We start from the raw sequence: 12,105 nt of genomic DNA, 5'->3' as shown, positions 1-12,105 counted from the left end.
CTTGTGGGGGCGAATTTATTCGCAATGGGCAGTGCAACTGCCCCGGAAATACCTGCAGGGCAGACCTGCGGCCTGCTTAGCGATTGAAATCGCCCCCACGAAAAGCGGGTCAATCTCAAAACCCCTCTGCCTTTGGCACCTCCTCTTAGCCGGGCGGGAAGCGACAAGGGCGCACCTTTCCCTGTAGGGGCGAATTCATTCGCCAAGGGCAGCGCAGCTGCCCCCAGAATCAGCAGCCCGCACAGCGCTTGAAATCGCCCCCACAAAAGCGGGCACGGACTCAGACCAACCCCTCCGCCTTCAGCGCCTCCTGCACGGCTGGACGGGAAGCGACGCGGCCCTGGAATTCCAGGAGTTCCGGGCAGTCGGAAATATCCATCTTCAGGAACCCCGCCCAGTTGGCCACAGTGAACAGATAGGCATCCGCCGCGGTGAAGTCGTTGCCGGTGAGGTACTGGCGGCCGCGCAACTGCTCCGAGGTCCATTGCAGACGACGGTGGGCCATGCCGGTGTAGGTCGCCTTGGCCTTGTCATCCAGAGTGGGGTTGAACAGCGCACCGAAGCTCTTGTGCACTTCGCTGTTGATGAACGCCTGCCACTCCATGACGCGATAGCGCATCAGGGAGCCTGCAGCCGGCATCAGGTCGGTGCGGCCGGCCTGGTCGCACAGGTACTGGCAGATCACCGGCCCTTCGCTGAGGGACTGCCCGTTATCCAGCTCCAACAGGGGCACGTAGCCCTTGGGGTTGTTGCGATAGTAGTCGTCACCGCGCGCGGTCTTGTGAGCACCCAGGTCGACCTTTTCGAGGTTGAAGGGCTTGCCGATCTCGCGCAGGACGATATGCACGGCAAGTGAGCAGGCTCCGGGGGAATAGAAGAGTTTCATCGCATGGGCTCCTCTGGCAGGCCACGAGTAGCCGGCGCAGGCAGTGCGCCGGCGGAGGGAGTCATCAGGACAAGCATAGTGGGGTTGCCCCCACGAACAGTGGACCAGCCTGTGGAAAAGCTGTTCGTCCCCGATGCTCGCCCACGGCCTGCGGGACTTGCGGAGGATTGGCGATTTTTTCAACGATTTCAGCTAGTTGCGCACAGCATCTGTGCACCGCTGCATCCACAAGCTGTGGATAGATGGCGCCAGCCCGCGAATGGCGCGGGCTGGCGGGAGTTGCTCAGAAAACCATCAATAATCGATAGATACGTCGCCCTTGGGAACGCTGCAGCAAGAAAGGATGTAGCCCTCGGCGACGTCTTCGTCGGTGATGCCGCCGTTGTGCTCCATCTCCACCTCGCCAGCGGTCTTCATCACCTTGCAGGTACCGCAGATGCCCATGCCGCAGGCCTTGGGAATATGCAGACCGACCTTGGCAGCGGCCGAGTGCACGGTCTCGCCAGGAGCCACGCGGATGCTCTTGCCGGTTCCGGTGAACTCCACCAGGTTCATCGCGCCGGCCGGTACTTCGGCAGCGGCTTCGGCAGCCTCGGCGGCGTGCTCCTTCACTTCTTCGCGAATCTCCGGCGGGGTCGGGCCGAAGGCTTCTTCGTGATAGCGCTTCATGTCGAAGCCGGCCGCTTCCAGCAGGCGCCGGACCGCAGACATGTAGGGCGTCGGGCCGCAGCAGAAGATCTCGCGTTCCATGAAGTCGCCTGCCATCAGGTCGAGCATCGCGCGGCTCAGGTAGCCGCGATAGCCGGACCAGGTCTCGCCGATCTCGTACTTCTCGCAGATCAGGTGCAGCTTGAAGTTCTCAATGCGCGAGGCCATGTGGCGCAGCTCGCGGTGGTAAATGATGTCTTTCGGCGTCCGCGCACTGTGGACGAAGATCATGTCCACCGCGCCGTTGGTGTCGAAGAACCAGCGCGCCATGGACATCACCGGGGTGATGCCGACGCCGCCGGAAAGGAACAGCACCTTCTCCGCCGGGAAGTCGATGGCGTTGAACAGGCCGACCGGGCCGTGCACCGGAATCACGTCGCCTTCTTTAAGGTTGTCGTGCAGCCAGTTGGAGACCTTGCCACCAGGCACGCGCTTGATGGTCAGGGAGAAGCTGTAGGGCACCGAGGGCGAACTGGAGATGGTGTAGGAACGCATGATCGGCTGGCCGTCGATCTCCAGTTCCAGGGTCACGAACTGCCCCGGCTTGAAGAAGAACACCATCGGCTGGTCGGCCATGAAACAGAAGGTGCGCACATCCCAGGTTTCCTGGATCGCCTTGACGCAGCGAACCATGTGCCGGCCGTTGGTCCAGGTCTGGGTCGTGATGGGATTGAGGAAGTTATTGGTCATGACGCTGCTCCGCCCATGGCCGGAAATCGGCCTATTGCGACGGATTGTGAATAACGCAAAAACGGCCCATTTACCTGTCTGCGACATTCACATGCTCATCGCGACCTGCCAGCAACCATCGGGCCTTGCGCGTCGGAAACGGATGTCCCCATGTCGCCCATGGGCAAGGTCGTGCCTGCCAGCGCCAGCACACTGATTCCCAGCCGAACCATAAGGCTTTTGAGCGAACCACCCTCGCACCCGCAGCAGGGCAGCCAGTCGGCAGGCGAGAAACGAGGGCAGGTCACGCCGCCTTGCGTGACAACCGAAACAGCCACTTATTGCGGCGGTCGCCAGCGCGACCAGCCATTGAGGAGTTACCGATGGACGTCACTTCCACCCTGAGCCTGGGCGATCCGCTTCAACCCGCACGCAAGGCCACGGCCGAAATGCTCCGCGAACGCGACCACAGCTTCTCCCTGCCGCAGCCGTTCTATAGCGACGAGCGCCTGTTCCAGATCGACATGCAGGAGATCTTCCACAAGGAATGGCTGATCGCCGGCATGACCTGCGAGATCCCTGCCAAGGGCAACTACCTGACCCTGCAGATCGGCGACAACCCGATCATCGTCATCCGTGGCGCCGAAGGTCAGATCCACGCTTTCCACAACGTCTGCCGCCACCGTGGCTCGCGCCTGTGCGTCAGTGAGAAGGGCAAGGTCGCCAAGCTGGTCTGCCCGTACCACCAGTGGACCTACGAACTGGACGGCCGCCTGCTGTTCGCCGGTACCGAGATGGGCGCCGACTTCGACCTCAAGGACTACAACCTCAAGCCCGTGCACGTGAAGAGCGCCGGCGGCTACATCTTCATCAACCTGTCGGAAAACCCGCCGGCTATCGACGACTTCCTCTCCACCCTGGCCCATTACATGGAGCCGTACGACATGGAGAACACCAAGGTGGCCGTGCAGACCACCCTGAAGGAAGCCGCCAACTGGAAGCTGGTGATCGAGAACAACCGCGAGTGCTACCACTGCAACGGTTCGCACCCGGAACTGTTGAAGACCCTGCTGGAGTGGGACGACGTTACCGACCCGCGCGCCAGCCAGGCGTTCAAGGATCAGGTCGCAGCCTGCACCAAGGCCTGGGACGAGGAGAAGATCCCCTACGCCCACGCCAGCTTCGGCCTGCGCAACCGCATCGTGCGCATGCCGCTGCTCGACGGCACCGTATCCATGACCATGGACGGCAAGCAGGGCTGCAAGAAACTCATGGGCCGCATCAAGAACCCGGACCTGGGCTCCATGCGCATCCTTCACCTGCCCCACGCCTGGAACCACTGCATGGGCGACCACATGATCGTCTTCACCGTGTGGCCCATCAGCGCCCAGGAAACCGTGGTCACCACCAAGTGGCTGGTACACAAGGATGCCGTGGAAGGCGTTGACTACGACGTGGCACGCCTGCGCGAAGTCTGGGACGCCACCAACGACCAGGACCGTCGCCTGGCCGAAGAGAACCAGCGCGGTATCAACTCCACCGCCTACCAGCCGGGCCCGTACTCCAAGACCTACGAGTTCGGCGTGATCAACTTCCTCGACTGGTACAGCGAACGCCTGCTTAACAACCTCGGCGACACCCCGGCCACCAAGCTGCGCCAGGTCAACGAGTAACACTTCCAGGGAGCTCGGTGAGGCGGCTGCGGCGGCCTCGCTGGGCGGAGGAACAGCCATGTCCGTATGCCTGGGCTTTGCCATCCTCCTGACGTTTTATGGACTGGCCTCGAGCCTGCTCAAGGCCTGGTCCGAACGCACACACTGAGGTCCCCTCAAGGACCACCCTCGCCCTCGTCGGGATGTCGGCCCTGACGGGGGCTTTTTTTAGCTCTTCACGCCCTAGCGTTTTCCCGAGCATCACGCCTCGCGGAGACCTCTTCTTTCTCTTTCCTTTGCCCCGCCAATCCTTCCGTCAGCGGTCGAGACCTTTGCGCCCGTCTCGATATCGAACTTATTCCTACATTTGCTTGGGAGGGACTTCCGCGGCGGCTCGAACATGGTTACGTGCATCCGGATACAGGAATCGACGAGCCGTCCTCTCAATATTCCCGCAAATCCCTCAAATCCTCGCCAAAGAAAACTACTACACCTCCCAAAGCAGCCCCTTACAAGCTCGAAAGCCGCGGCCTATAGCGAGGAAAAGTGCCGATTAATTAACTTGACCGGGCATTTCGATGCAGCACTTTGCCAACGCCCAGGTCGCCCTCTGTTCGACGCGAGCCCCGCTCCGGCGGCGTCTCAGGCAAGCAAGCCTGATCACTCGCGTCACTCAGGAGTAACCGTGACAGGTCCAGTTGAGCACCAGAGGCAAGACAACCTGCGCCTGCTGGCACGCCATGGAGGTCAATCTGCCCGCATCAGGATGCGATGTCAGAAATCAATTTGAAAAGGAAATCACCATGCAAAAACTCCCCAATTCCCTGGAAGCAGGTGCCGAAATGCTCGAAGCGCATCGGCAATGGCTGAAGAATCCGGCACACGGAAGACGTGCCGATATGGAAGGTCTCGACCTGACTAGTGTGAACGGTTTCATGGGCGAGAATCTGAGCTCTGCCAATCTGCGTCAATGCAGGATGTACAACTCCACGTTTGAAGAAACCGATTTTTCCTATGCCGAGCTGTCCTATGCCTGGATCCGTTCCTCATACCTGAACCGGATCAATTTGCACGACGCCTACCTGAGATTCAGCATCCTTTCTAGCGTCCACCTCATGGACGCTGACCTGAGCGAAGCCCGTATGCCCGGCGCCTATCTCACTTCCTGCAATTTTCACCGTTCCAACATCAGCAAGGCTTCTCTAATGTACTGCACGGTGGAAAGTTGCTTCTTTCCCAACAGCAAGCTGAGCGGTACCGATTTTAGATACTCGTCGCTCTTCGCCTGTAAATTGGAACAGGCCGACTTGAGCAACGCTCACCTTAACCACGGGAGATGGAGCGATGTCGATCTTCGCAACGCGAATCTACGTGGCGCGAACCTAACCGATACGGATTTCAAGCGTGTGGATTTCCGCGGCGCAGACCTGAGCAATGCCAACCTGAGCAATGCTCGTTTCATTGACTGCAACCTCAGCGACGTCAATCTGAACAATGCCAATCTGGACCAGGCCACCTTCTCCCGAACGCTGCTCGATGGCAGCCCAATACATGGCGTTGCCTCGATGAACGAGACACTGGGCAATGGCACGCAGATCAAGCACATAGTCTGCGACTCCTATACAGTGACCTACACCGCAGAGCATCTGTTCATCAACGGCCATAAACGCAGCGAACAAGAGTGGTGGTCCCTGGACGACGATCAGGCATCGACGCTAGTCGACCCGGCCTGGTGGAAAACCTGGAAGCCGATCCTGCAACAGATCACCGCAGTATCTCCGGCGGTACCGGCAGCCATCACCTCCCCGTGATAACGTCGACTCAGCGCCTGCCACCTAAGTGAGCGCTGAAAGCGTTTCAACGGAAAACCAATAGCCCCGGGCTCCTCGGCCCGGGGCTATTGCCGTGCCATCCGAAGCTGTATCGGCCGCAACCTGCCGCGTTCACGTCTCCCGGATAGGAAGTCCCGACGCTGCGCCATCCTCTGCTCGATCAGCCCTGCCCGCCGGGCCCGTACTCCAAGACCTACGAGTTCGGCGTAATCAACTTCCTCGACTGGTACAGCGAACGGATGCTGAACAAACAGGGCAACACCCCGGTCACCACGCTGCGCCAGGTCAACGAGTAAGCACCAAGGGTCCGCTCCACGGAGCAGAGGACACTGCCATGTCCGTATGCCTAGGCTTCGCCATCCCCTGACGCTTTATGGACTGGCCTCGAGCCTGCTCAAGGCCTGGTCCGAACGCACACACTGAGGTCCCCTCAAGGACCACCCTCGCCCTCGTCGGGATGTCGGCCCTGACGGGGGCTTTTTTTGCCCGCCACTCCCAGCCAACGTCCTTTCTGACGCTCAGTCAGCCCGGCAAAATTCCCAATGATCCTCGGTTCCCACGGGAAATGGGCTGTGTGAAATTTCCCATTCCCGACGAATTGAGGATGAGCACACATTCCCCATAGGAATTCTCCGAAGACTGCGAAGCGACTTCAGACGGACCCTGAATTCCTACAGAAGAATCGGAAAGCTCAAATCTAGTAGGTCAGAGCCGTCTGATCTTTACTGACCCTAAGTCAGACAGAGGGCTCAGCCATGAAGAAAATTCTTATCCCCATTGCGATGCTGCTGATTGCATTTTCAGCGGCTTCCCAAGCAAACGACGGCAAGACGACACATGGCGTCATTCACTTCGTAGGGAGCATTGAGAGGGGACCGTGTGAATATTCCACGGCTACGTGGAGCCGGCATGCAGGTCGAATCAATGGTGTCAGCCCGGGCAGCGCCGGGGCGGCTCCCGCTGCAAATGGCATCTGTGCAGGCGTGGCTGATACGTCCTCCATAAAGACTTATGAAGTCGCCAGCACCTCCCGTTCCACGATTCGCGGCAAGGTGGTGATCGTCACCTTCAACTGAAAGGACCAGGCCCCCACAGGACGTCGCCAGCCTCCGCTGGGGGCCCACAGCACACTGCAGCTGCCGTCGTGAAGCAGACGACTTTCAATCACGAAGTGTTGGCATCCGCCGACTGCCCCACGCGGCATTCCGGTCCGACTCGGCCAGGCCCGGCAATCGCCTGCCTCCCTCTCCCCTCGCCCACGAGCGAATAGCCATCGTCTAGTCCTGAATTGGCCCTCCAAACGCTACGGCACGGAGCGATCAACCAAGCTGAAGCGGCCGTTTACCAAGGCTTTCTGCTTTCTATTGCAGCAAAGCGTGGCCTTGAAAAACGAGCAAGAAAGGGGCTACCCGCAACGTCGGTAATTCCTTACAGAACCAAGAACCTCATCTGATATGCCCGAAAATCATCAGGGATTATCTTGGCTGGGCATTTCGATGCACCACTTTTCGTGATCAATTTGTCTGGAGTAACACCATGAAAAAGCTCTCCCTGGCCTTCCTCGCGATGTCCGTCATCGCAGCTAGCGGTTCCGCCTTTGCCGTCGACGCAGGTGGTGGCCAGATCAACTTCACCGGTTTCATCAACAACGATGCCTGCACGGTAGACGGCTCCGTCGGTAAGGAAAAGGCCATCATCGTCGATATGGGCAACCTTGCCATCAAGGACATCGGTACCGATACCGCCCCGACCGGCGGCCGAATCGGCGCAAGCAACTTCAACCTGAAGGTCAACTGCAACGAAGGCACCAAGGTCGCCATGGTGTTCGACGCCGCAGCTGGTTCCGGGTTGGTCGACAGCAAGCCAATCCTGGCCCTGAACCGAAGCACCGAATCTGCCACGAACGTCGGCATCGCCATCATGGACAGCAATGGTGAAATCATTGACCTGCGCACAAAAAACACCGCCAAGATCGAGAGCGCACTGAACGGTACCGACGCCACCCTGACCTTCGCCGCAGCCTACGTCACCACTGCCGACCCGAAGACCGCCACTCCCGGTGACGCTAACGCCACCCTGCCGTTCACCCTGCAGTACGAATAAGCAGGAACGGCATCCATGAAGCCTGGCGGGGCCATCCGGCCCCGCTACTTCCCTGGTACCTGATGGTAATTCCTATGCTCCGTCGCACGATCTCCACCTGCCTGGGCGCCTTGAGCCTGGTGCTGGCTTCCCACGCATGCGCGGGAATCTCTCTCAGCTCCACCCGTATTGTCTTCAAAAGCCCCAACAAAGAGGCCAGCATCACCGTTCGCAACACTGGCAAGGACGTTCTTGTTCAGTCATGGATCGACAGCGACAAGGATACGGACACGCCACCACCTTTTGCCGTGACGCCTCCCCTGGCGCGCGTACCGGCGAACGAACGACAACTGTTGCGCATTCTCTATGAAGGCAGCGGCATGCCTACCGACCGGGAGTCGGTGGTATGGCTCAACGTTCAGGAAATCCCCCAGACCACCGAAGGTCGGAACATCTTGCAGTTGGCCGTCCGCCAGCGAATCAAGATCTTCTTCCGTCCGGAGGGGCTGACGACCGAAGCCCACCGTGCGCCGGAAGAACTGCAATGGCAGCTCGCGCGCCTTGGAGGCAAGACGGAGCTGAAGATCCGAAACCCGGGCAAGTACCACGTCTCCATGAGCGATGTGAAGTTGGGCACCACGGTGGCCGTCGACTCGACCATGATCGCCCCCGGCGAAGAACGGGTATTCAGCGTCCCGGATCTGCCCTCTGCGAAAACCGTTGATCTGACCTTCTCCAGCATCAACGACTACGGAGCCCTGGTGCCCTACTCCGCAAGCCTTTCCGTCGGGAGTCCCGCTGGAGCCACGGCAAAGCGGTCCGAGTGAGCTTGTAACGAGCTCTATCCCAAACCTCTGGCTCACCTCCGGCGGGTGCTGAACGCTCCCGCCTGGCACCGCTCGTCCTGAGGGGAGGTGAACCGGGCAGTGCGGAGTCATTGAGAAATGAGCAATTGGCCCAGTCATATCGAGGGACCGTGCACTCGGTTGCCCGCGGACAACCGAAGGTCACGCCCCCTGGTTCGCCGCAGCAGACTCGCGCTAGCCATTTCCCTGGCTCTCCCTTCGACGACGCTGTATGCCAAATCCCCCGAACCGTTACCGGAGGCAGCCCGCCAGGTCGCCTCGTTCAACACGACCTTCCTCAAAGGTGCGCCGTCCGCCGTTGACCTGCAGTCTCTGCTGCGCGCGAACAGCGTCGTGCCCGGCAACTATCGGGTGGACCTTTACAGCAACGAGGTACTGGTCGGGCGCAAGGACATCGACTTTCTGCGCAATCAGCAGACGGGCATCGTCGAACCCTGCCTGACTATCGAGCTGCTCCATCTGCTGGGCATCGACTTGGCAAAGCTGGTGGAACAGGGCGTGGTCGATCCCGACACGGCCGACACCTGTTATGACCTGTCGACACTGATCGACCAGGCCACGCTGCGCTACGACTCGACTCGCCTGCGCCTGAGCGCCAGCATTCCGCAGGTCGCCATGCTCGCGGGCCGGCGTGGCTACGTTGACCCGGCGCTGTGGGACAACGGTGTCACCGCCGCCTTCATCAACTACCAGTTCAACACCAACCGGAACCGGGACGACTACGGCCGGCAGACATTCAACAACCTGGGCCTGCGCAACGGCATCAACCTGGGGGCCTGGCGCCTGCGAAACGAGTCGAACTATCGGACGGGCACTGGTCGGCCAAGCACGTTCACCAGCAACCGCACTTACCTGCAGCGCGACGTCACAAGGCTCAAGGGGCAACTCACCCTGGGCGAGATCTACTCCGACGCCTACCTGTTCGACAGTGTGCGCTACCGCGGCATCAAGCTGGCCTCCGATGACGCCATGCGGGCGGACAGCGAGCGCGGCTACGCGCCGGTCATACGCGGCGTTGCGGAAACCAACGCAACCGTAGAGATCCGCCAGAACGACTACATCCTCTACTCCACGACCGTGGCGCCGGGTCCGTTCGAGATCAGCGACATCTTTCCCACCGGTTCCAATGGCGACCTGGAGATCACCATCATCGAGGCCGACGGACGTCGACGCGTGAGCCTGCAGGCCTTTTCAAGCCTGCCGACCATGGTCCGCGAAGGCCAACTGAACTACAGCCTTTCTGCAGGCGAGTTCAACAGCAACAGTGACGACCTCAAGAACCCGGCATTCGTCAGCGCGACTGCAGCCTACGGCCTCAGCAGCAACCTCACGGGCATTGCCGGAACCCAGGCCACCCAGGACTTCAATGCCGTATCGCTCGGTGCCGGGCGAAATACTCCGATCGGCGCCATGTCGGTCGACGTTACCCACTCGGCCAGCCGGGTTCGCGGGCTCTCCGCCCGAGGCAACAGCCTGCGTGCGCTGTACGCGAAGACCTTCACCGGCACCGACACCAGCTTCACCCTGGCGGCCTATCGCTACTCCACCGAAGGCTATCGGACGCTCTCCGACCATGTTCAAGAACTCACCCTGGGCATGCCGAGCACGAGTGGTCGCTCGAAGATCCGTACCGACCTGACCGTCAACCAGACCCTTGGCCAGCGCAAGTACGGCAGCCTCTACATCAATGCCAGCGACGAGCGTTATTGGAATCGGGGCGGTACGCGCAGCCTCTCCGCCGGCTACTCCAATGGCTGGCGCGATGTCAGCTACAGCTTCAGCGTGAGCCAGACCCGCAACATCGGTACCGCCGGCCCGTCGAACGACGACACCCAGCTAAACCTCTCCGTGTCCTTTCCTCTGGGCTCAAGGCCGCGGGCGCCGCGCGTCTACCTCTCGAACACCCATCAGGACAACAACGACAACACGCAGGTCGGCGTGAACGGCTACCTGTCAGAAGAAGGCGACACCTCCTACTCGGTGCAAGGCAGCAAGAGCAGCAGCGGGGGTAGCTCGACCTCGGTCAACCTGAACAGCCGCACCTCGCTTGCCGAGATCAACCTTGGCTACAGCAAGGGACGCAGCTACACGTCGGAGAACCTCACCCTGTCCGGCTCCGTCGTGGCGCACGCTGGTGGCATCAACCTGGGCCAACCGGTAGGTGAAACCTTCGCACTGGTGGAAGTGCCCGAAATCTCGGGTGTCGGTGTCAGCAACTTCAGCGGGGTCAACACTGGATACAACGGCTATGCCGTGGTGCCCAACGCCCAGCCCTACCGGACCAACTGGATAACCCTGGACACACGCAACCTCGGCGGCGGCGTCGAGATCGACAACGCTACCCAGCAGGTCGTACCGCGCCGCGGGGCCATAGTGCTAGCCCGTTACGAAGGGAAAAAGGGGCAACGCGTCCAGTTCGAGCTGTTCGACAGCCTGGGCCAAGCCATCCCATTCGGCGCTTCGCTGGAGGATGCCAAGGGCAAGCAGCTCGCCATCTCTGACCCGAGTGGCAGGGCACTGGCCCTGGTCGAAGAGGAACAGGCCACGCTGACCATCAAGTGGAGTGGGCAACAATGCGCCGCCGCCTACGCGTTACCACCACAGGACAAGCCCAGCAACTACCAGCGCTATCGCCTCAGTTGCCAGAACTGAGGGACGAAAGTTCAGCCTTCTGGTCGTTCGGCAAGGTCATTGCGCCGGGCGAACTCGATCAGCTCCAGCAATGACCCGAGGTTGAGCTTCTGCTGGATGCGCGTCTTGTAGGTACTGATGGTCTTGTTGCTGAGCAGCATGCGCTCGCCAATTTCCTTGTTCGACAGCCCGGTCGCCAGGTACTGCAAGACCATCAGCTCCTGGTTGGACAGTCTCTCCACCAGTTCACCTTCGCTCAGCGCTGGCGCCGTATTGCCGTTCAGAGAGTTGGAGGGAAACACGGTGAATCCGGCGTTGATGGCATTGATGGCCGTCAGCAGGTTCTGCAAGTCCTCTTCCTTGCTGACAAAGCCCTTCGCTCCTGCCTGGAAGCAGCGCTGGGAATAGCTCTCCGCCGGCTGAGAGGTCAGCACCAGGACCTGACTGTCGAGGCCCAGGGCGCGAATTCGCGAGATGACATTGAGACCATCGAGGCGCGGAATCCCGATATCCAGGATGACGATATCCGGCTCATGCTGACGAATCAGCTGCAAGGCATCGACGCCGTTGTCAGCCTCAGCGACGACCTCCATCCCGCTGCGCTCCAGCAGCATGCGGACGGCCATACGGATGACCGGGTGATCGTCCACGATCAGGGCACTTCTCATTGCAACCTCGAAATCAAAAGGGGAGCGGACGTCCGTGACGCTGTGTCCGTTGGTGACCCGTCCGGGCCATCGATGAATTTTCCTACAACCCCATAGGAAGCGCCGCCTAGA

At 60.4% G+C, this 12,105-nt stretch carries 9 protein-coding genes; 6 read left to right on the top strand and 3 right to left on the bottom strand.

The genetic code is table 11. The features are described from left to right. Nucleotides 1-280 precede the first annotated feature (280 nt). Both gstA and gbcB read right to left on the bottom strand, forming a co-directional pair. Nucleotides 281-886, bottom strand: a complete 606-nt coding sequence (gene gstA / locus E8F06_RS21965; RefSeq protein WP_280370989.1) for a glutathione transferase GstA — start codon at nt 884-886, stop codon at nt 281-283. Nucleotides 887-1,180: 294 nt separating this feature from the next. Beyond that, the gene (gbcB, locus tag E8F06_RS21960) at nt 1,181-2,284 is read right to left on the bottom strand and encodes a glycine-betaine demethylase subunit GbcB (protein WP_280370987.1); all 1,104 of its coding nucleotides are present in this window, start codon (nt 2,282-2,284) and stop codon (nt 1,181-1,183) included. A 362-nt stretch (nt 2,285-2,646) separates the two neighbouring features. Here gbcB and gbcA point away from each other — a divergent pair, with 362 nt between their 5' ends. The 6 genes from gbcA (at nt 2,647) to E8F06_RS21930 (ending at nt 11,347) form a co-directional block, all read left to right on the top strand. Beyond that, a complete protein-coding gene (gene gbcA / locus E8F06_RS21955) occupies nt 2,647-3,936 on the top strand; it encodes a glycine-betaine demethylase subunit GbcA (RefSeq protein WP_280370985.1) in 1,290 nt (429 codons plus the stop codon). A gap of 719 nt (nt 3,937-4,655) precedes the next feature. Further along, nucleotides 4,656-5,726, top strand: a complete 1,071-nt coding sequence (locus tag E8F06_RS21950) for a pentapeptide repeat-containing protein (RefSeq protein ID WP_280370983.1) — start codon at nt 4,656-4,658, stop codon at nt 5,724-5,726. A 776-nt stretch (nt 5,727-6,502) separates the two neighbouring features. Then, nucleotides 6,503-6,823 (top strand): hypothetical protein, encoded by a 321-nt coding sequence (locus E8F06_RS21945; RefSeq protein WP_280370982.1) that lies wholly within the window; start codon nt 6,503-6,505, stop codon nt 6,821-6,823. Nucleotides 6,824-7,283: 460 nt separating this feature from the next. Continuing rightward, nucleotides 7,284-7,850: a fimbrial protein gene (locus E8F06_RS21940; protein ID WP_280370980.1), complete on the top strand. Its 567-nt coding sequence runs from the start codon at nt 7,284-7,286 to the stop codon at nt 7,848-7,850. Nucleotides 7,851-7,924: 74 nt separating this feature from the next. Beyond that, a complete protein-coding gene (locus E8F06_RS21935; protein WP_280370978.1) occupies nt 7,925-8,656 on the top strand; it encodes a molecular chaperone in 732 nt (243 codons plus the stop codon). A gap of 117 nt (nt 8,657-8,773) precedes the next feature. After that, nucleotides 8,774-11,347 (top strand): fimbria/pilus outer membrane usher protein, encoded by a 2,574-nt coding sequence (locus tag E8F06_RS21930; RefSeq protein ID WP_280370977.1) that lies wholly within the window; start codon nt 8,774-8,776, stop codon nt 11,345-11,347. 11 nt (nt 11,348-11,358) lie between these two features. Here the strand turns inward: E8F06_RS21930 and E8F06_RS21925 are convergent, their stop codons facing one another. Beyond that, nucleotides 11,359-11,994, bottom strand: coding sequence for a response regulator transcription factor (locus E8F06_RS21925; RefSeq protein WP_280370975.1), 636 nt, complete (start codon nt 11,992-11,994; stop codon nt 11,359-11,361). Nucleotides 11,995-12,105: the final 111 nt, after the last annotated feature.

It is taken from the genome of Pseudomonas sp. BN411, from assembly GCF_029871235.1.
In the GTDB taxonomy this organism is placed as follows: Bacteria; Pseudomonadota; Gammaproteobacteria; order Pseudomonadales; family Pseudomonadaceae; genus Metapseudomonas.
The sequence above is the reverse complement of the archived record's forward strand: the minus strand, read 5'-3'. Positions and strand labels throughout refer to the sequence as shown.

What these genes read in the sequence shown, in the direction of transcription:
- gstA (WP_280370989.1), bottom strand. Translation starts at nt 886, where the DNA reads ATGAAACTCTTCTATTCCCCCGGAGCCTGCTCACTTGCCGTGCATATC.
- gbcB (WP_280370987.1), bottom strand. Translation starts at nt 2,284, where the DNA reads ATGACCAATAACTTCCTCAATCCCATCACGACCCAGACCTGGACCAAC.
- gbcA (WP_280370985.1), top strand. Translation starts at nt 2,647, where the DNA reads ATGGACGTCACTTCCACCCTGAGCCTGGGCGATCCGCTTCAACCCGCA.
- E8F06_RS21950 (WP_280370983.1), top strand. Translation starts at nt 4,656, where the DNA reads ATGGAGGTCAATCTGCCCGCATCAGGATGCGATGTCAGAAATCAATTT.
- E8F06_RS21945 (WP_280370982.1), top strand. Translation starts at nt 6,503, where the DNA reads ATGAAGAAAATTCTTATCCCCATTGCGATGCTGCTGATTGCATTTTCA.
- E8F06_RS21940 (WP_280370980.1), top strand. Translation starts at nt 7,284, where the DNA reads ATGAAAAAGCTCTCCCTGGCCTTCCTCGCGATGTCCGTCATCGCAGCT.
- E8F06_RS21935 (WP_280370978.1), top strand. Translation starts at nt 7,925, where the DNA reads ATGCTCCGTCGCACGATCTCCACCTGCCTGGGCGCCTTGAGCCTGGTG.
- E8F06_RS21930 (WP_280370977.1), top strand. Translation starts at nt 8,774, where the DNA reads ATGAGCAATTGGCCCAGTCATATCGAGGGACCGTGCACTCGGTTGCCC.
- E8F06_RS21925 (WP_280370975.1), bottom strand. Translation starts at nt 11,994, where the DNA reads ATGAGAAGTGCCCTGATCGTGGACGATCACCCGGTCATCCGTATGGCC.